Here is a 19,739-nt window from a genome sequence, read left to right as displayed (position 1 = left end):
CAGTTGATCGCTTTTAACTTAGCGTTACCGAGTACGGTTTATAACTAATCACACAAAAAGTATTGCACCTCATTATGCAGCTCATTAGAAACACATGTTTAATTTTTCATGGCTCAATATTTGATCCAATTAAATTAGACTGAGTATAATTAAGTTAAATTTAATGCGGAAACCTTATGCTAAAAAAAGCCATCATTATCTTAATAATAAGCACCTGCATTTCAGGCACTACTTTTGCACAGGAACATTTAAGGTTTGTAACCTTTGCAAATGATATTAATAGTGATAAAAATGACAGTAACGCTTATGTAAATGCTACAATCTCTAGCAATACGCAACTCGCAGCTTGCCCATCAAATCCTTCTGATGACTCAGACTGTGACAGCTTTGGAGATTGCTACTATTTAGCTAAACCAACTGCAATATACGGACAAGTAATAAAACTAAATATCTGTAGCAAAATTAAGGCTAATAAGGATATTAAAGCCGTCATTCTTAACTTTACTAACATTGTGGACAATACTAGTTATGACGTTGGAACTGCTAATTGCCGTGTAAAATATCAAGACCATGATACTAGAAAAATGGAATGTTCATTTAATACTGAAAATACTGATTATAAAATAGAAGATAAAAATAAACATAAGACCCCTCATAATGGAAAAGACAAAACCTACAAAATTATAGAAGACTCTTAGCTTGTTATCTTATTGCTTGTATTTAACAAATTCATTCCTTTGCAAGTGAATAACTAACAACATCCTCCAAAAACCACGTCAAGCTCTCTGACCGCTTTGACATCATCCACCTTTTTAACAGGTAGGCTGATAGGTGCCTCTTTTAGCTTTTCTGGATGTGTTTTTGCGACCTCACGAATCTCAATCATGGCATTGATAAACTCATCCATCTGCTCTTTGGTTTCTGTTTCTGTTGGCTCAATCAAAAGACACTCTGGCACCAAAAGTGGAAAATACATTGTTGGTGCATGCATATCTTTGTCTAAAAGCGCTTTGGCAAAATCATTGGCATTCACACCAAACTCCTTTTTCTCAGGCGCAACAGAGATAATAAACTCATGTGAAGCGCGCCTTTTTTCAGGGACAACTTTAAAGCCTGCTTTTTTAAGTTTTGCCATCATATAATTGGCATTTAATGTCGCAATTTCTGAGGCTTCTTTTAATCCATTGCCACCTAGATTTTTAAGATAGACATATGCGCGTATTAGCACCCCAATATTGCCCAAAAATGCATGCATTTTACCGATGCTTTGTGGCATAGCTTCTTTGCCTTTAATGACATAGCTCTCGTCTTCTTTCACAATAGAAGGCACAGGCAAAAATGGTTTTAAGCGATTATTCACCGCAATAGGCCCGCCACCTGGACCGCCTCCGCCATGTGGTGTTGCAAAGGTTTTATGCACATTCATATGCATCACATCAAAGCCCATCTTTCCAGGCTTTGCTTTGTCCATAATTGCATTTAAATTTGCCCCATCATAATACAAAAGTCCTCCTGCATCATGAACAAGCTTTGCCACTTTCTCAATATCGCGCTCAAAGACGCCCATGGTTGATGGGTTGGTGAGCATAATGCCTGCCGTATTAGGACCAAGCGCTTTTTCAAGTGCATTAATATCAAGATCCCCTGTTTCAAGCGAGGTTGGAATTTCAATGACTTTACACCCTGCCATCATCGCCGTTGCAGGATTTGTCCCGTGTGCAGCATCTGGCACGATGATCTCATTTCTATTCTCTTCACCATTGGCAATATGATACGCACGGATCATTTCAACCCCAGCAAATTCACCCTGTGCACCAGCACATGGCACTAAAGACACCGCATCCATCCCCGTGACTTCAATTAAAATATCCTGAAGCTCATAGAGCATCTCCAATAAGCCCTGCCAAGTGCTGACATCTTGAAATGGGTGAATATTCAACACCGAAGGATTAAAAGCACATTTAAGTGCACTTCTTGGGTTATATTTCATTGTACATGAACCAAGTGGATAGAACTCTGTATCAATGGAAAAGTTTTTCTGCGAGAGCTTGGTGAAATGGCGAATCACTTCAAGCTCTCCAAGCTCTGGCAGCCTTGGCTTTTCTTGTCTCAAGGCTGCTTGATTAATCGCGACATCACCCTCAATCGTCCAGCTATGTGCTTTTGAGCGCCTGTTGTTAACTGATTTTTCAAAAATTGTGCTCATCTTACACCACCCCCGCTAATAACTTTACCAACGCTGATTCCAGCACTTTTACATATTTATCAAGATCTGCTTCATTATGAATTTCTGTTGTACAGACAAGAATGCTATTTGCTTGCGTGGCATCAAAGCTCGCCATATCATAACCAAGCTGTACATTCTCTTTGCTTGCAAGCGATAACACCTCTTTTGCAGGCACCGGTAAATCGATCACCGCCTCGTACATAAAATTCTCTTTAAAGCGAACTTTAATCTCACTTAACTTCGCTAATTTTGCCAGAAGCTTCGCTAAGTTTTGATGCGAGAAAAGCGCAACCTCTTTTAAACCACTTGGTCCCACTAAAGACATATACACCGTGGCTGCCGTAACCAAAAGCCCCTGATTTGAGCATATGTTTGAAGTTGCTTTTGCCCTTCTGATATGCTGCTCACGCGCCTGCAAGGTTAAACAAAATGCCTCCTTGCCATCCTTATCAACCGTGCGCCCAACGATGCGCCCTGGCATTTGTCGAGATAACTCACTTGATGCCGTGATAAAACCAAAATAAGGCCCACCTGCACTTAGTGGTAAACCGAGTGTTTGTCCATCACCACAGGCGATATTTGCACCTTTCTCACCCCAGTTACCGGGCGCCTCTAGTAGCCCTAGCGCGGTTGGGTTAACAAGTGCAATCACCATTGCTTTGTGATCATGTGCCCAATTGGTGAGCGCATCAAAGTCAGTAATTTGCCCATAGAAATTCACTTGCGGAATAACCATTGCTGCATATTGAGTCTGCTCATAAGCCGCTAAATCTTCTAGTGTTGTACGGGCTTTGGTATTTGCAATATCAACAAACTCAAGCTCAATGCCTTGTGCTCTGGTAATGGTTCTAATCACATCAACATAATGCGAAAAAATGTGATCAGCGATCAGTACTTTTTTACTTTTTGCCTTTTTATTTGCTCTAACGGCCATAAGGACACTTTCAGCCAAAGCTGTTGCCCCATCATACATCGATGCATTTGAAATACTAAGAGCAGTTAAAGAAGCCATCATACTTTGGTATTCATAAATAACCTGCAAGGTTCCCTGTGAGGCTTCTGCCTGATAAGGCGTATAAGAGGTGTAAAACTCACCGCGAGTGATGATATCAATCACCGCTGCCGGCGTATAGTGCTGATAGGCGCCAGCACCAATAAAATTGCTTTGTACGATATTCTTTGCACATTTATCATTAAATGAACGAACAAGCTGACACTCATTTAAGCCATCAGCTAAGTTTAAGCGACTTTTTTGGCGAATACTCTCTGGAATTTCATCAAACAAATCTTCAATGCTATTGGCACCAATTTCTCTCAGCATGCTTGCTATATCTTCTTTTGTATGTGGGACAAAAGCCATAAACCCCCCTTAACATATATTTTAATCTAGATTTTTGTTGCTACGGTCACAACCATAACGCCATTACAACTCCATAAAAAAGAAGCCTCTATAACGCTGTTTTTCTTATGGAGTGACAAGCGCGAAAGTCTCCTCCAGCAAAATAACATCCATGAGGCTACTCACAAAATTGCACTAAGAGACAACGTCCTTTTCATACTCCTCATGTGACATAAGCTCTTGAAGATCTGTGTCACACTCCTCATCATCAAGGCGAATTTTATACAACCAGCCATCATCGTAAGGTGACTCATTCACCAAATTTGGCGTATCTTCCAAAACACCGTTCACCTCAATAATGGTGCCAGAGATAGGTGTGTAGACATCCGATGCTGATTTAACAGATTCAACTACACAAACATCATCTCCTGCTTTGACTTCATCGCCAATTTCAGGCAGCTCAACAAAGACAAGCTCACCCAATTGCTCTTGAGCATGATCACTAATACCGCAAACGGCTACATCATCTTCAACCAAAACCCACTCATGTGATGAGGCATATAAGCGACCTTCTCGTATTTCTGACATTTTTATCTCCTTTCAATAACTTTGTATTCAATTAAACCGTTGGAACAATACTTTCACATTCTTTATATACTTTTTTGCCTTTACGGACAAATGGAAATTTCACAATTGTTGCAGGTACTTTTTTGTTACGAATGCCAACTTGAATCACCGTGTTTCCTTTATCAATACGCGCCAATGCAATACTTTGAGATAAGGTTGGCGAGAAAGAACCACTGGTAATGACACCGATATCTTCATCCTGATCATTAAAAATACGCTGGCCGTGGCGAAGAACGCCTTTACCATCAAGCACAAGACCAATGAGCTCTTGAGAGATAGAAGGTTTCTTTGCCATAAGTGCCGATTTACCAACAAAGTCCCTATCTTCTGTCAGTGACACTGTCCAACTAAGTGCTGATTCAATTGGCGTTGTTAGCTCGGTCATGTCTTGACCATAAAGATTCATTCCAGCCTCCAAGCGAAGTGTATCTCTTGCGCCCAAACCACAAGGTGTGACACCCAAATCTTGTAGCTGCTGCCAAAAGGCACTTGCTTCAGCCGCTGGCAGAGAAATCTCATAACCATCTTCACCAGTGTAGCCTGTTCTTGCAATCATCCACTCATTCGCTTTAACCATGGAGAATGGCTTTAGCATTTTTGCTGCCTCAGCAAGGTTGCCTGTTAATGCTTGGTGCACTTTTTCTCTGGCATTAGGCCCTTGTATTGCAATGATCGAAAGCTCATCTCTAGCGATAATTTCCACATTAAAACGCTGAGCGTGCTCTTTGATCCAGATTACATCACTCTCTCTATTGCCTGCATTAATCACAAGGCGAATAAAATCATCTGTAAAATAATACGCAATCAAATCATCAATAATACCCGCATCTTGATTTAACATGCACGAATAAATTGCCTTCCCGGGGTTTATTTTCGCAATGTCATTTGCTAAGAGATAGCGCATAAAATCAAACGCCTGAGCACCTTTGATGTCCACTGTCAGCATGTGACTAACATCAAATACACCAGCATCTGTTCTCACAGCATGGTGCTCATCCATCAGTGATTTATACTGAATTGGCATATCCCAACCTGCAAAATCAACTAGCTTCGCACCTTCTTGTAAATGATTTTCATATAATGGCGTTTTCAATCCCATCAAGACACTCCCGAACCCAAATTTATTACAATGGCGACATTATAACGAAAAGAATCTACAGTTAAAATCAAAAAACAGCAGTTTGTCTCGAGAGTGCGTTTTGATCATCTTTTAATGTCGAGAACTTAGTGAGTCAGTAGCGCTAATTGTGCCAAAATAGCGAGCACCAGCAAAAAGTAATTTTGGTACTCGATAGGCTAAAGAGCTTTCTAAACGCGTATATCTGTCAAACCTTTCTGCAAGCAACCCATAGTCTCTCATTTTGTTGAGAAAAAGCACATCATTTGTTCTCGCCTGCCTGTTCAAAAGGGCTAAGTAGGTCTCGTTAGTGTGTCCTTGATCAGAAGAAAAAAAGTAACTAGAAATAAAGCTATTAGTCATACTCCACATCGGAGCGGAACGACTCATGCTATATTCTATTGCCCTTAAATGTATTGAGAATACCACGTCAGGGTTGTTAAATGTCTCTTTAAGCTGACTTTCTCCCTCAAGAGAAAAATATTTATCCCGCATATATCTAAATGTTGTTTTTGGCGCATCATCACCGTTAAATGGAGTGCTAGGGCCTAATACCCCAAGATACGGTGTTATAATAGACATAGCTGTATGGAAATAGGTAGCTGCCGTAAATATCGCCGTCGCATAAGAAAAAACCATATCGGAAAACCTAAGGTGAGCGCCCATAAAGTTAAATGGATTTAAATTTTTAAGAAATAGCCTACTATGTGACACTAAAGTTTTGGCGCCTAAAATATTATCTGTTGCCCTAAAGTGCCACTTGGCATTAACCGAAACCGCCCCCCATGTTGTTGAATTGGTCAAAAAATTCACTCCTGCAGCAGCCACAGCACTTATTCCTCGAGCAATACGTCTAAGTGTTTTAGCTTTATGACCACTTGGATCAATATTATCAACGGGATCCGCAGAAAAAGGCGAATAACGATTGAAAAGTTTATAGCTATCCTGTGAAATAAATTGTCTACTTTGGACATCCAAATTTCTCGCTCTGAGATATAACGTTTGACTCTCACTATCCCTATTCTGATTATCATAACTAAATGGATCTTTTAGCAGGGTTAAACTACCTTCATAACCTTGATCTGCTGCAAATACATTTGATAATAATATGCTAAATAAGCATAAAGCAAGAGCGCACCATAACTTCTTATTTCCCATTTAGTCAATACCCCATAATACTAAGATCGCTGGCAACCCAAAATATTTAAGCCAGCTGTGCAATCATACATAAATTGAGGAATATAAGAGGGAAATAAAATGCAAAACACAGGTTCATCAAATCAGTATTCACAAGGAAAATATGCCTATAGTGCAGTAACATTATTTTAAGTTGATAAATCAATGAATTACTACACATCCTTTGATATACTAACCAAATCGTAATTTGAGCCTTAGTTTTATGAATAATAACCTAAACCGCTCAGTGATCTCGCAAATACAGATTTCTCATACAAACAGGCCGCTTGCTGTTTTTTTACTTGGGGCGGATGGCTCGGGTAAAAGCTCACTTCGAGAGTATCTGAATTTATCATCAATTCAAACTAATATTGACCTAGATGCACTTAATCGCATTGCAAAAAACGCCCACAACGAAAACTATCTTTTATTTGCCTCCAAACAGGCACTGACGATGTTCAAGCATGCAACTCAAAATCATCTAAATCTCTGCATGGAAAGCACGCTGGCAGGAAAATCTGCTATGAAGCGCCTCTCTCAAGCAAAAGAAAAAGGCTATCGTGTGCTTGTTTACTTTGTAGGCCTTTCAAATGTTGAGCTGAATATCAAACGGGTGGCAGAGCGAGTACAAAAAGGTGGGCATAATATAGATAGGAAGCTGATTATCAAACGCTACAGTGAGTCAATAGAGAACCTTATTTTATCTCAACAATATATTGATGAGCTACATGTTATTGATAACTCCAAAGATTATTACAAAGTTCAGTTTTCCAAATATGACAATCAATTTATTCAATATGATAGATTAGAGAACTGGGCGAAGAAGCTCTTTGAGATCATCAAGCGCTGAAAATTCCGCTAAAAAACCGCTTTAAAGCAGTGTATACTAGAAATATTGACGGAGTATAAAAGCTGCTATGTTTCTATTTTATAAGTTAAATAAAGCCACGCACCATTATTTAAATAAAGCACAACGAAAGCTTATTGCCGATGCTTTTTTGTTTGGTGCAGATGCGCATGAGACACAGGTAAGAAGCTCAGGAGAGCCTTATTTTACTCACCCTGTTGCTGTTGCTTGCGTGCTCGCTGGGATGCGCCTTGATATTGAAACAATTATTGCCGCGCTTTTGCATGATGTCATTGAAGATACAAGCTTTACCTCTGAAGATATCTCAAAGCGATATGGCAGCAAAACGGCAGAGCTGGTTGAAGGGGTCACGAAGCTTACCAAAATAGAGTTTAATACCAAAGCTGAACAACAGGCTGAAAATTTCAGAAAGATGATTTTGGCGATGGTGCAGGACATCCGCGTTATCATTATCAAGCTTGCTGATCGCTTGCACAATATGACAACCTTGGCACCACTTCGACCCGATAAAAGAAGACGCATTGCCAATGAAACCTTGGAGATATATGCCCCTATTGCCCATCGCCTTGGGATGCATCATTTTAAAAACAGTTTTGAAGAGCTTGCCTTTGAAGGCATTCACCCTTATCGCTATCAGACGCTTAAAACCAAAGTCACTCACGCAAGAGCACACAGAAAGCGCCTATTTCATAAAATTCTTGAAAAGCTACAACATCATCTAAAAGAAGATGTCAACGATTCAAATTATATTACTGGCAGAAAAAAGCGCCTCTATAGCATTTATCGAAAAATGCGTGATCGAGATATGTCATTCTCTGAGATTATGGATATCTATGCCTATAAGGTCATCGCAAAATCAAGACGTGATTGCTACGTTATTCTGGGCGCTATTCATGAGCTCTTTCGCCCAATCCCCGGGAGATTCAAAGATTATATTGCTACACCCAAAGCTAACGGCTACCAGTCGCTCCATACAACTGTTTTTGGCCCTTATGGTGTCCCGGTTGAAGTGCAGATTAAAACACAAATGATGGATGATACCGCTGAAAGAGGGGTTGCCGCACACTGGCTTTATAAATCACAACCGTTAAGTCATAACAGTGCGCAAAAATGGTTGGAGAAACTCTCTGATCTACAACAGCATGTGACTAAATCTGTTGATTTTATTGAAAGTGTGAAGCTTGATTTATTCCCAGATGAAGTGTATGTATTTACGCCAAATGGCGAGATTATTGAGCTGCCTAAAAGCGCAACTTGTGTTGATTTTGCTTATCATATCCACACAGATATTGGCAATAACTGTATTGCTGCTAAGGTCAATCGACGCATTTCACCATTGAGTTATGTGCTAAAACATGGTGATACGATTGAAATTATCACATCCCCAGCAGCACACCCGAATCCCGCTTGGCTTGATTTTGTCAAAACCGCAAGGGCAAAACATGCGATCAAACATGCACTTAAACGCCAAGCAGAAGATGAGCTTCTTCTGATGGGCAAACAAATTCTTGATCAAGTTCTCTCTAAAAAGAGCATTCTGATTAGTGAGATTAAACAGGATATTTTACAAGAAGCGCTTGCCAAGTTTAACTTTCCGGGACTTAACGAGCTGTATGCCAGCATTGGGAACGCAAGCTTCTCAGCAAATGACTTTATGTTTTTTATCGAAGAGAAAGTTTCAAAATCAAATGTCCAAAAAGCCGCTGAAGGCATGGTGCAACATATTATTGCCAGTGAACATCTTAAACAAATTGCCAATTGCTGCACCCCTATTCCAGATGATCCCATTAGTGCAGTTCTTGTGCCTGAGAAAGGCGTTGAAATCCACCGTACACAGTGTGATGTTTTGGCAGAGGAGCTCCATAAAGGTTATGCTACCGTTGATGTCAGCTGGGGAGAGTGCGCAAACCTTAGCTTCCCTGTCAGGTTGTATATTACCGTTGAAAACATTAAAGGCGCGATTGCTCAAGTCAGTAGTACCTTAACTCGAAAAGAGGTCAATATCATTGGGTTTAATGTAACAGAATCTGATCAGCAATATGCAATTAATGAAGTGCTTTTGGAAGTTAACAACCGCATTCAACTTGCGCATATTATTCGCGCTTTAAAGCGTCTTAAGATCTGTATTAAGGTTGAGAGAAGATAGATTGATGATGGCAAAAAGGTATGTAACCATTTAAACCTCAAATTTCTCTGGCGCTTCATTTGGCTGACCTATCTCATCTGCGCCTATCTCTGACACTGCCACTTCCTCTTCAGCATCTTGCGCTTCGCTATACAGCTGAAAATTACTATATCTAGCATAATAGGTACCTGTAAATCTCCCCTCTGAACGAACAATGGTCAGGTCTAGTGTCCCGACTAGATTGCCGTTAGCCGCATCCTTAACTCCCATCCCTTTATACATTGCCGTTACTCTAGCACCATCTACTGAATAGCTATTTGTCCTTGGGACGTTTGTTTTTTGCACATCTTCTCGAAATTGATTTGTAAGCACAAAGTCATCATTTATCTCATGAAATTTATTTATCCCATCAGTTGATAGGCCTTGATGAACCCAGTCTGGGATATTTCCTGCTTTTCTTTGCTGAGAAAATTCGTCTGCACTTAAGGCTTGGCCATTTAGTCTATACTTTGTGCCGCGGGCGGCATCATCCTCTATGCTAGAGCTATCAGAGTCAAATTCCCTACCTACTGATAAAGGTACCTCCCCTTCGAAGTTTTTAGCTATTGCGCTTTCTTGACCTAATATACTAGAGCGAGAGGAAACCCCCATACCAATTAACCCTCCTAATGCTACTTGGATATCGAAATTAACAAAGTTTCTTGCCCAATGTGTGCCTAGTGAGCGAAAATTATGGCTTAAACCTGCCTGTGTTAGTATACCTGCAAGACTAGAAAATCCTCCTGAAAGACCACCAATTACAGCACCAACTGCTTTTGCATTACTGTATCTTGTATAATAACCAGCTACACCAGTTATCGCCTCACCAACGATTAAAGAAACGATGTTGACAGCTATGGCAGACCTATTCGACTTCTTATGCCAATAATGTTGCGTAAAGAAACTGACAGCAGCATGACCACTTGGATCAACATCACCAACAGGGTTGGCACTAAAAGACAAATAACGATTAAAAAAATCATAACTATCCTGTGAAATAAACTTGCCACTTTTTGCATCATAATTTCTTGCTCTTAAATAAACCGTACCATCCTCACCATCTTGATACTCATTATCATAGCCATAAGGGTCACCCGCTAAAGTTAATGTTTGAACATTATTTACATATGCAGGCAATGAAAATACAAACTGTAGTGATAGCAACATGCCTAAAAGCATGAAAAGAATAACCCGACTGAAACCCATAATGACACCCCATATACCCAAAACTAGGCTTATCTCCAAAAAGAATTGCTATACACCTTGTCATTTTACAGTGATTACAAACATGCTTAGCAATATGAAAGGGAAACGTTTGTTTTATTTTTTTGTAGTTAATACCAGATAGCTTGATTGCCAGCAAACGGATGATTCATAAAACAAAGACAACAACAAACTGCTCGACCATTAACAACTGGCCTATAATATTTAGAGCGCGCTGCATATGATAATACATTGCCACTTTTGTCAAAGTTAACTTCAACTTCTAAATCAGTCTGCGCTACCAAGTTGTTACCATCCGTCACGTTTATATTACGAGCAACTGCAATCAGTCTATTCTCTAATTGTTTGATATCATAGGTTGTGTGATCTTCTATATTTTGAGGCATCCTTAGTTGATAGCTACTAGGATAGTTATTTATTGCTGGTTCAAAAATTTGTTGATTTGCATATTCTGTATGAGAGTTAAAAAGTTCCCCCATAGAATAACTACGTTGACCCCTTCTATAATTCTCATCAGAAACTTGAGACCTTTTTTCTGCAATAACTGCTTCATCTCCGTTTGGCTTTAGCTCAACATCACTTACGGTATACTCTGAAACGTTAAAGCGATGGTTCATAAGCTCACCCATTGCCGCACCTAAAATTGTTTGTGCAAGAAAATTAACCGAATTTCGAGCAGCCTCCTTCCCAAGCACATGCCATACGCGAGATGGGTGTCTAAGTCCCGCCTGTGTAAATATCCCAGAGAGACTAGAAAGCCCCCCGGAAAGCGCACCCATACTAGCACCCCATTTTATTGCAATACTCTTCTCATAGTATCTACCCGTATATCCAATAACTCCACTTATTCCTTCACCAACAATCAAAGGAACAATGTTGGCAACTATCGATGCCCAATTTGATTTTTTATGCCAGTAATGTTGTGTAAAGAAACTGACAGCAGCATGACCACTTGGATCAACATCACCAACAGGATTGGCACTAAAGGACAAATAGCGATTAAAAAAACCATAACTGTCCTGTGAAATAAACTCGCCACTTTTTGCATCATAGTTTCTTGCTCTTAAATAAACCGTACCATCCTCATCATCTTGATACTCATTATCATAGCCATAAGGGTCGCCCGCTAAGGTTAATGTTTGAATAGTGTTGGTATCAATGGGCTGTGAAAACACAAACTGTAGTGATAGCAACATGCCTAAAAGCATAAAAATAATTATTTTAAGACATCTCATCATCTTCAAGAAAGTAAATTAAATCAACATTGAGGATGGGATTCTAATCAAGTTAAGTTATCATTAGGCTATTAAAATAAAAAACGCTTGTTCTTGTTCTAGTATCACTCCAATCAGTTTAGTCTAAGCACAAACTCCGCAATTCTTTGTCCAAAGAGCTCAGCTGTACGCTTATCTCCAGATGGTGGCGTGACCTCAGGTATATCATTTTCAGATTGTGTCATCAATCCAAGTGAGCCGCCCATACGATTAAGCGCCTCCAAATGACCACTTGTATGCTCGCCTTGATTGGAGGTATTGTCAACTCCAAGGGATAACCATAGCATTCCTTGTTGACAGGCAAAGGTACAAAGCTGCATTAACACATTGAATTTATCTCCACTTAATGCACCTGAATTGGTAAAACCCGCAGCAAGTTTATTTTTCCAGCCTTGTTTTAACCAGATTTTCGAGGCATCATCCATAAACTTTTTAAACTGATACGGCACTGATCCCATATAGGTTGGCGCACCGAAAATAATCGCCTCATAATCATTCAGTGCATCAACATCGTGGATTTCATCCACACTTAATAAACTCGCATACACATTTGGCAGTTGCTCGATGCCAATTTTAATATGCTCTGCTATTTTTTTGGTATGCCCATAACCACTGAAATAGACAATCGCAACATTTTTCATAATCTAGATGAGAATTATTCTTAACTCTCTACAGTGTATCATGACTATGATGATCGTACATCATTTTGCTTTATTCTATTGCAAATAACTCTAGCGAGCATTTATCACACTCTCTTTTTGATCTGAGAAAAATAGCGTCATGCCCACTAATAATAAAGCTAATGAAATCAAGCCTACCAAAAAAGCACTGTAATTTGATGAAACACTTCTAACTACACAAACCGTTACAGCACTTCCGATCCCCACTGCTGCCTCTTTCACTAAGAGTAAATCATCCTCTCTAGCCAATTTATCTAAATACGTAATTGCACACTCAATAATCGACAGAAAAAAAGTCCAAATAAATGCACCCAAAAAGGAATTGAGGTCGAAAAAGTAGGACAACATTATTATCAGCATGCCAATAGCAAGAGGTACAAATACTTTGATTGTCTCAAGCCTAGAAACCACCCTTATAATTGGAACTTGCAGTATAATGATCACCAAACAATTTAAGCTCAACATCAAACCATACCAAGCAGGGAGCTTCCCGTTTAATGCCTGAAGCATAAACTGAGGCAATATTGACACGATAGCGATTAGCTTCACACCTGACACAAAACCAACAATACACCAAGCTATTGCGCGTTTTGATACTATTCCCACATAAGAGAAATGGCTTTTCTTTATGCTTAAATCTTTAAATTTGTTTGCTTTATAAAATAGTAAAAAAGACATTGAAGATGTCACAATTAAAACCATGCATGCAAGCAGCATAATCAACCTATTTTGCGTTATAAAAATAAGCAGACCAGATAGTAAACTTCCTACATTAAGTGCTATTTTATTTCCAGATACGCCTTTTTTTGTCGATGCCACATAATACTTTATCATATACCCACTAACCGCTAACCCAAGGGAAATCAATACTGTTCCAATTAAATCTATATGCATAATCCAAAGGAACAAACCAACTTCAGCCAAAACAAACGCAAAAAAAGTCAGTCTATTTCTAAAAATGGCAAACAAGATTGGGGTGACAATTATAAAGAGCCTATATCCTAGCACAAAAATAGTGTTATCAATGCCATTCAACCATAGGTTTGCTTCGGCCAATATTAAGAATAAGCAAAGTGCAGATACGGCTCTAGAAATAAAAATGTTCATGTTATTCAATCACAATAGCAATTGAAACCTTTTTTTCAATGCAGCTTAATAGCATATGTAAGTCTGATACTGTCTTGGATTTACAGACAATATACCCGATAAAATCACTATTATCTTTCGGCTCATTAACAACCATATCACCTACTTTTTTTGTAATTTCAATATCAATAATATGACTATTTGATAAATTCAGTTGTTCAATGTAATGATGATCTATACATTTTATATGACCATTTTTTTCCCCAATAAGCATCCTAACAGAAGTATAGAACTCTCTTTTTAACATTCCCTTTTCATGCTCTATATTTTTCCCATACGCCCAATCTAACCACTGATTCCAGTAATTTAACCTGCCAAATGACTCATTAGCAAAATCCCAAAGTTTCATTCCAGCAGGGCGTCTATTGGGCTCGACACAAAAAACCTCGCCTGTAGATTCTCTGAGGAAAAACTCATGATGAATTGCACCACCATTGCTGCCTGTAGTTGCCGCGACATATCTCCCCGCTTCAATCAGCTTATTGTAAACATCAGCATCTATAGGCGCTGGAATTGTATGCTGTATCTCTACACGATATTTTCCTTTAGATGTTTTTTTCTCCGTGACCACATATACTCCATTAACCCCATCAACACTATATTCATCACAATCCTCTATACACTGCTCTGCGATAATACCTTCGGAAAAATAATGAGAGAAAAAGTCTTGATTCTCAAGAAATTGCTCAAAGTTTTCAACTTTCATACACCCTCTGCTATTCCCTTCACATGCAGGCTTTAAAAAAATTGGAAATTCAGCATTTTGAAGCACCTCTAACGCATCACCATAAGAATACAATGACTTAAAAAAAGGCTTCCTATACCATAAGGGAGCAGCTTTTTCTTGCTCTAACTTTCTAAATGCAATCTTATTTACACAGGCAAACGAAGAAGTCACCCCATCGCCTTTTAACCCTATATGTTTAGCATAGTAAGCTCCCAAAGGAACACCTTTATCTGAAAAGGGCAAACAGGCAACTGGGTTTAATTTATTTTTGTATACATATTCATCAATAACCACTAGCGCATCTTTAATTTTTTCCTCCAGATGTTTTTCCAACACCACCTGAAGCGTATAATCTGTTATTAATCTATCTTGATCATTAATATCATCTTTACATAACAAAATAACGGCTTTAAATCTCTCCCAGCACAGTAATTTTATCTTTTCTATATCATAAATTCTCGTATTATTATATCCAAATACAATAACCACATCTTGAAGCTTCATATATACTCTCAACTTTTTAGTGAAACTTGGCTATATCATCAAACGCTAGACTCTTTCGATTACCCTTGCTTCTATAAAGTAAGCGTGAGGGCAACTCACCAAAATGATTTTGCTTACTCTCCCACCCTTTTACTGTCTGAGGTAATGCTGCTCTTGAGTGAAGAACCTTGTGATTTGCTACAATAAAGAAGGTTCCCGTCTTAGCAACAGATTCAACATAAGAGCATGACGCTAAATTTGCTCTTAACTTCTGAAGCAAGGATTCTCCCTTGCTATCCATAGCCACCATCCTCTGGCCATTGTTTTTATCTATTCTAAAATCAAGGTTGAAGGTTATACCATATAAGGGGTTAAATTGAACTATATTGCACTCCCTACACATCACCCGTCCGCTGACATTTTTGCCTGAAATAAACTTTGCCTTTGTATTCATTAACTGCCACAACTCCTTATCACTAAAACCGTCCACGATATCCTTTGGTAAATAGCATCTAGTTGGAGTCTTCGTTGTATCTCTACAAACAGTCAGAGCAAGGTAATCAGTACTTATGGCCTCATAAATATCATCTTGATGTGGACTTATTTTCCCCCATCCCTTCCCCCACTCATCATAGTCCATTCCTGAAGAGTTTAAATATAAGACTTTATGCTCTTCATAGGGGTATTGAATATCATTTACATAAAACAAATCTGACATCGCCTCATGGATTACAAATGCAAGTTTAGCTGAGTCTATTGTGAAAATATTACTAAAACATACGGCTGCAAGATAACGCCCCTTCACCCCCAATGCATTAAGTAAACTTTTATGTGCCTTATACATACGGTTCAAGAGAAATTGTGATACCTCAATCTTGAGTTGATATAAATTTTTTTCATCTTGACGACTCTCCCACCAAGCATACAAATCCTTATTTAAATAGCTCAAATCTGCGCTAATGACTCTTTCTCTTGCGATCTCTCTTTTAAAGAAATCCACAGCATCAAAAGTTGTTCCTCTAAAAAACGCTCCTAATTGACTATGGTTACACGACAACATAATTAAACCCCATGAACATTATTTAAACCCCATAAAAAACATGTGCTACCGGATATACAGATAGCGAAGCTACATATTTTACCTGCTAGAATATCGTTTTATGTTATTGCTTGGAGTTATTAAAATGAAACATGGGTTTTGTTTTATATCACCCTTTTATGAACGTGCATTTATTCAACTTACTATGCATAACACCCATAAAGTTTGAATTTATGATCATGATCATGATATTCTGCATCCGAACAAGTCCCATCATCCATGTCATAAGCTTCAAGCACATAACACTGGTGATTGGCGGTATAAAGCTCAAGCTTATCATTGCCATCAGCATTTTCTGCCCCTTCAGAGCCTACCCACCACGCATCTCGCTTACATGATCCTGACGAGCTGTACATTCCAAAAGCCGTATTGCTATCATAATGAAAACTTAACGATTCCTCAGCAAACATGACCTTATTAACGACAGGGCTGCCGTTAATGATTAGATCTCCATAGAAGTAATAATATAACTCCCCCGGTTTGGTATAATCATTATTATCAGAGAAGGTGTTAATCGCCGCAATATCGCCTGAGTTAAACTTATCTGCCACTGAGTCACTTTCATGATGACCAGCATTAAACACCATCTGTAGCTGATTATCATCACTGCCATTATCTTTCAGCGTATAACGTGATAACAAATCAGCATGTGGTTGACCAGAGGACACAACGGTATTACCCAAATCCATTTTAAATTCAACTGAGTAAATCGCATCTCCTAGATCAATATCAATCTCAGCCATATGCGGCGTTGTATCATTACTTGGGCATTTATCTGACACCATAAAAGTATAATCATCTTCATTCCCATTGCTAATGCAATATTGATGCCCATCGGCTGTTTTGACCCACATAAAATCACCACTATCCTGCCAAGCATTTTTAGAGCCAAACCACCAATTATTCCCACTATCATTACTCCCCTGTGCTAAATAAACATCCTCCGTTACAGGGCTGCCATTGATCGTAAGTGGTCCATAGATGTAGAAATTCAATGACCCTGGATAGTCAGCCGATGTGTTTCTGCCATAGCTTGAATGATCTCCTACTGCACCACGGTAGTCATCTGCGACTTTATCTGTCTTGTGTCTGCCCGCCGAGAAAGTAATCTTCAAATACCCATCGCTGGTATATTCATCTTCCTTCAAACTGCTTGAGTACGGCTGACCATCACTGACCTCAAAGCCTTCCATTTGATAGGATACACTACTCACACCACCTCCAGGATATATCCTAACGGTATTATCCTTAAGCTCCGTGCCACTATCGCCGCCGCCATCTTGACAACTACCAATTGTAACTTCATTTTTCTCACTGCCGTAACCCTGTATGCAATACTCTTTTCCATCCTCTGTATGAACGCTTAAAATCCCGTTTTGCATCACTGAGTTTGGAACGCCAACCCACCAGTTAAAAGCACTATCACCTTGTGCCAAATAAATAGCCTCACTTACTTTGCTACCATTGATTTCAAGTGTTCCCTCTAAGTAAAAATATAATTTATCAGGGCTTGATGCACTCGTGGTTAGTCCAAACATAGCCCCCACACCAACATCATTTACAAAGTTAGTTGCGTTTTGCGTACTTAAATTCCATATTTCCGCCAAAGAAAAGCTAAATACGCCATCTTGGAAAGCATTATTACTCAACATTTCAGGGTAAAATCCCTGATCAGTATAGGCAGTGTCTTGATAGGCTGGTAACAGCGTGAAATTAATGTTATTTACCGTGTCTTTTGCTTTGAATTTAAAGACCTTCATCAGTGAGGAAAGCCCATTATCTGTTGCAGCTAAAGCAATTTCATTATTCGCATAAACATCATTGATCATTCTTGATGGCAATGCACTTTCCTCTGAGGCATAATCTTGATAATTTAAATTCCCTAAAACCGCACCTGTACCAATATAGAGCCCATCATCAGTCACTGCCCAATTTTCACCAAAGGGATCTTCAATGCTCTTTTTAACAATTTCAGTGTCTGCACCTGTCATGTTCATGGGGCCCGCAGAGTGAAAATCAAGCGAGCGAACATTCGTGCCTTTATCCGTTGCCACAATAGCCACATTGTCTTTAGCATCACAAACAACAGAGTTTAAATGCGGTCTTCCACCAGATGAATCATAAATGCCATCATAGCTCCATGTTTGACCATCATCTACGCTAACATATAAAAAATTCGTCCACCAATCTACAAAGCACAAATTATTACTACTTACCGAGAGTGAGTCTTCTTTAACCGTATCTACAGGGAAATTGAGATCTTTCCAACTTTTGCCACCATCTTGTGACTCTGAAATATACCCTGTTGGAAGAAATGAACTAGAAGCATTATCAAGAGCAGCCATAAGATAGAGTTTCCCATTGTCATACTCTACATTTTTATATAATCCACTATATTCATCACTTAAAACTGTCCAGCTTTGTCCTTGATCATGCGAGACATCTGCATAACGAATCCCATCTGCATCTTGATCAATTACATAAACATCACTACCATTAGTGGCAATATCCAAAATTTTATTTCCTTGCAACCCATCTGCTGTCGTTTTTAGGGTCCAATTCTTCATCCCACCACTACTAACAAAAAGTCCTTGATCTGTTCCGGCATAAATGCTGTGTGTTATATTATCCTCGGCAATATGGGTTATATTATATCCTGACAAATTATCAGAGTAGGCATATAAAAGATTACCCCCTGCACAAGAAACTGTAGCCAAAATAAGCCTTGGCAAAGCTTTGATTATCTTTTTCATAATATGATTAAACACCTGAATTATCAGTTAACGTGAGTGAAAATTTATCGTTATAGCTGCCTGTTGCGATTGGTTGATAGACAATCGAAAACTGCAAGCGACTGGCATCAAAAGAAATAGCTTTGGTACTATCTGTTTGATATCCTTCGGCCTCACAGCTGTCAAATTTCCCCATATTATCATAGTGATAACTTGCGCTGCCATCTTCGTTGACACTCGCATAAGGTGAACCAACGTTATAAAGCGGCGTGGTGTTATAAAAAACATCCGACATCGGTGTCATACCAATTTCAATGACGGCAATCGGTGAATCATAACGCTCAACTTGCGGCATATCGTCATAGTCTGTTGCTGGGGCAAAAAAGATCCAAGGGTCAGGGCCTCCAATATACCCTGTGCTATAGGCATAGGCATTGGCAGAGGTTTTATCCGTAATATCAACGGGCACACTTTGATAATTCGTATCCATACAACTTAAATGGACACTTGGATAAACATAACAGACCGCCCAACTAACATTATACGTATTGGCATAATCAACAAAATCCGCATAGATCGTTTCTGCATCGATATTATAATGATGCGCCGGCGAGCTATCTGCAATCAAGCGGCCTCTATCTATATCATTATTACCAATATTGACATAATCCATATTGTCATACATATTCCCCACATCCCCTTGACGAATGGGTTCACCATAGCACCTTAATGATAAATCCTGTGTTTGATTGTAAATATTGACTTCAACATGTGTTTCTTGATCGATTCCAGCATAAGCATTTTCTAGTAAAAAAGTAGCCAATAACATGCTTGATAAGGTATTAATAAACTTCAT

At 39.1% G+C, this 19,739-nt stretch carries 16 protein-coding genes; 3 read left to right on the top strand and 13 right to left on the bottom strand.

The genetic code is table 11. From position 1 onward, the window contains the following. The first annotated feature begins 176 nt into the window (after positions 1 to 176). Positions 177 to 698 (top strand): hypothetical protein, encoded by a 522-nt coding sequence (locus A37Q_RS0108880; RefSeq protein ID WP_018299926.1) that lies wholly within the window; start codon positions 177 to 179, stop codon positions 696 to 698. A 53-nt stretch (positions 699 to 751) separates the two neighbouring features. Here the strand turns inward: A37Q_RS0108880 and gcvPB are convergent, their stop codons facing one another. The 5 genes from gcvPB to A37Q_RS0108855 all read right to left on the bottom strand — a co-directional run bounded on the left by gcvPB (position 752) and on the right by A37Q_RS0108855 (position 6,468). Further along, on the bottom strand, positions 752 to 2,206 hold the full coding sequence (gcvPB, locus tag A37Q_RS0108875; RefSeq protein WP_018299925.1) for an aminomethyl-transferring glycine dehydrogenase subunit GcvPB: 1,455 nt from the start codon (positions 2,204 to 2,206) through the stop codon (positions 752 to 754). Position 2,207: 1 nt separating this feature from the next. After that, positions 2,208 to 3,587 (bottom strand): aminomethyl-transferring glycine dehydrogenase subunit GcvPA, encoded by a 1,380-nt coding sequence (gcvPA, locus tag A37Q_RS0108870; protein WP_018299924.1) that lies wholly within the window; start codon positions 3,585 to 3,587, stop codon positions 2,208 to 2,210. 174 nt (positions 3,588 to 3,761) lie between these two features. Next, positions 3,762 to 4,154 (bottom strand): glycine cleavage system protein GcvH, encoded by a 393-nt coding sequence (gene gcvH / locus A37Q_RS0108865; RefSeq protein ID WP_018299923.1) that lies wholly within the window; start codon positions 4,152 to 4,154, stop codon positions 3,762 to 3,764. A gap of 31 nt (positions 4,155 to 4,185) precedes the next feature. Beyond that, on the bottom strand, positions 4,186 to 5,292 hold the full coding sequence (gcvT, locus tag A37Q_RS0108860; RefSeq protein WP_018299922.1) for a glycine cleavage system aminomethyltransferase GcvT: 1,107 nt from the start codon (positions 5,290 to 5,292) through the stop codon (positions 4,186 to 4,188). Positions 5,293 to 5,403: 111 nt separating this feature from the next. Continuing rightward, entirely contained in the window at positions 5,404 to 6,468 is a 1,065-nt protein-coding gene (locus A37Q_RS0108855) for an RHS repeat-associated core domain-containing protein (RefSeq protein ID WP_018299921.1), read from the bottom strand. Between the two features lie 241 nt (positions 6,469 to 6,709). Here A37Q_RS0108855 and A37Q_RS15090 point away from each other — a divergent pair, with 241 nt between their 5' ends. Then, positions 6,710 to 7,336, top strand: a complete 627-nt coding sequence (locus tag A37Q_RS15090; RefSeq protein WP_018299920.1) for an ATPase — start codon at positions 6,710 to 6,712, stop codon at positions 7,334 to 7,336. A 67-nt stretch (positions 7,337 to 7,403) separates the two neighbouring features. Beyond that, on the top strand, positions 7,404 to 9,500 hold the full coding sequence (locus A37Q_RS0108845) for a RelA/SpoT family protein (RefSeq protein ID WP_018299919.1): 2,097 nt from the start codon (positions 7,404 to 7,406) through the stop codon (positions 9,498 to 9,500). Between the two features lie 30 nt (positions 9,501 to 9,530). On the opposite strand, the gene A37Q_RS0108840 is transcribed toward A37Q_RS0108845, so the two are convergent. The 8 genes from A37Q_RS0108840 to A37Q_RS0108805 form a co-directional block, all read right to left on the bottom strand. After that, on the bottom strand, positions 9,531 to 10,724 hold the full coding sequence (locus A37Q_RS0108840) for an RHS repeat-associated core domain-containing protein (RefSeq protein ID WP_018299918.1): 1,194 nt from the start codon (positions 10,722 to 10,724) through the stop codon (positions 9,531 to 9,533). 128 nt (positions 10,725 to 10,852) lie between these two features. Continuing rightward, the gene (locus A37Q_RS0108835) at positions 10,853 to 11,938 is read right to left on the bottom strand and encodes an RHS repeat-associated core domain-containing protein (RefSeq protein ID WP_169710277.1); all 1,086 of its coding nucleotides are present in this window, start codon (positions 11,936 to 11,938) and stop codon (positions 10,853 to 10,855) included. 152 nt (positions 11,939 to 12,090) lie between these two features. After that, positions 12,091 to 12,657: a flavodoxin family protein gene (locus tag A37Q_RS0108830; protein ID WP_018299916.1), complete on the bottom strand. Its 567-nt coding sequence runs from the start codon at positions 12,655 to 12,657 to the stop codon at positions 12,091 to 12,093. 90 nt (positions 12,658 to 12,747) lie between these two features. Further along, positions 12,748 to 13,803, bottom strand: a complete 1,056-nt coding sequence (locus A37Q_RS0108825; protein WP_018299915.1) for an MFS transporter — start codon at positions 13,801 to 13,803, stop codon at positions 12,748 to 12,750. A gap of 1 nt (position 13,804) precedes the next feature. Continuing rightward, on the bottom strand, positions 13,805 to 15,073 hold the full coding sequence (locus tag A37Q_RS0108820; RefSeq protein ID WP_018299914.1) for an ATP-grasp domain-containing protein: 1,269 nt from the start codon (positions 15,071 to 15,073) through the stop codon (positions 13,805 to 13,807). 16 nt (positions 15,074 to 15,089) lie between these two features. After that, entirely contained in the window at positions 15,090 to 16,112 is a 1,023-nt protein-coding gene (locus A37Q_RS15085) for a hypothetical protein (protein WP_018299913.1), read from the bottom strand. 182 nt (positions 16,113 to 16,294) lie between these two features. Further along, positions 16,295 to 18,904 carry a WD40/YVTN/BNR-like repeat-containing protein gene (locus A37Q_RS0108810; protein WP_018299912.1) on the bottom strand — a complete coding sequence of 870 codons (2,610 nt, stop codon included), beginning with the start codon at positions 18,902 to 18,904 and terminating at the stop codon, positions 16,295 to 16,297. A 7-nt stretch (positions 18,905 to 18,911) separates the two neighbouring features. Further along, positions 18,912 to 19,739 carry a hypothetical protein gene (locus tag A37Q_RS0108805; protein ID WP_018299911.1) on the bottom strand — a complete coding sequence of 276 codons (828 nt, stop codon included), beginning with the start codon at positions 19,737 to 19,739 and terminating at the stop codon, positions 18,912 to 18,914.

The organism is Fangia hongkongensis FSC776 = DSM 21703 (genome assembly GCF_000379445.1).
Taxonomy (GTDB): Bacteria; Pseudomonadota; Gammaproteobacteria; order Francisellales; family Francisellaceae; genus Fangia; species Fangia hongkongensis.
The sequence above is the reverse complement of the archived record's forward strand: the minus strand, read 5'-3'. Positions and strand labels throughout refer to the sequence as shown.

Bases quoted from the DNA above. Each gene is read 5' to 3' on its own strand.
- A37Q_RS0108880 (WP_018299926.1), top strand. From the start codon at position 177: ATGCTAAAAAAAGCCATCATTATCTTAATAATAAGCACCTGCATTTCA.
- gcvPB (WP_018299925.1), bottom strand. From the start codon at position 2,206: ATGAGCACAATTTTTGAAAAATCAGTTAACAACAGGCGCTCAAAAGCA.
- gcvPA (WP_018299924.1), bottom strand. From the start codon at position 3,587: ATGGCTTTTGTCCCACATACAAAAGAAGATATAGCAAGCATGCTGAGA.
- gcvH (WP_018299923.1), bottom strand. From the start codon at position 4,154: ATGTCAGAAATACGAGAAGGTCGCTTATATGCCTCATCACATGAGTGG.
- gcvT (WP_018299922.1), bottom strand. From the start codon at position 5,292: ATGGGATTGAAAACGCCATTATATGAAAATCATTTACAAGAAGGTGCG.
- A37Q_RS0108855 (WP_018299921.1), bottom strand. From the start codon at position 6,468: ATGGGAAATAAGAAGTTATGGTGCGCTCTTGCTTTATGCTTATTTAGC.
- A37Q_RS15090 (WP_018299920.1), top strand. From the start codon at position 6,710: ATGAATAATAACCTAAACCGCTCAGTGATCTCGCAAATACAGATTTCT.
- A37Q_RS0108845 (WP_018299919.1), top strand. From the start codon at position 7,404: ATGTTTCTATTTTATAAGTTAAATAAAGCCACGCACCATTATTTAAAT.
- A37Q_RS0108840 (WP_018299918.1), bottom strand. From the start codon at position 10,724: ATGGGTTTCAGTCGGGTTATTCTTTTCATGCTTTTAGGCATGTTGCTA.
- A37Q_RS0108835 (WP_169710277.1), bottom strand. From the start codon at position 11,938: ATGTTGCTATCACTACAGTTTGTGTTTTCACAGCCCATTGATACCAAC.
- A37Q_RS0108830 (WP_018299916.1), bottom strand. From the start codon at position 12,657: ATGAAAAATGTTGCGATTGTCTATTTCAGTGGTTATGGGCATACCAAA.
- A37Q_RS0108825 (WP_018299915.1), bottom strand. From the start codon at position 13,803: ATGAACATTTTTATTTCTAGAGCCGTATCTGCACTTTGCTTATTCTTA.
- A37Q_RS0108820 (WP_018299914.1), bottom strand. From the start codon at position 15,073: ATGAAGCTTCAAGATGTGGTTATTGTATTTGGATATAATAATACGAGA.
- A37Q_RS15085 (WP_018299913.1), bottom strand. From the start codon at position 16,112: ATGTTGTCGTGTAACCATAGTCAATTAGGAGCGTTTTTTAGAGGAACA.
- A37Q_RS0108810 (WP_018299912.1), bottom strand. From the start codon at position 18,904: ATGAAAAAGATAATCAAAGCTTTGCCAAGGCTTATTTTGGCTACAGTT.
- A37Q_RS0108805 (WP_018299911.1), bottom strand. From the start codon at position 19,739: ATGAAGTTTATTAATACCTTATCAAGCATGTTATTGGCTACTTTTTTA.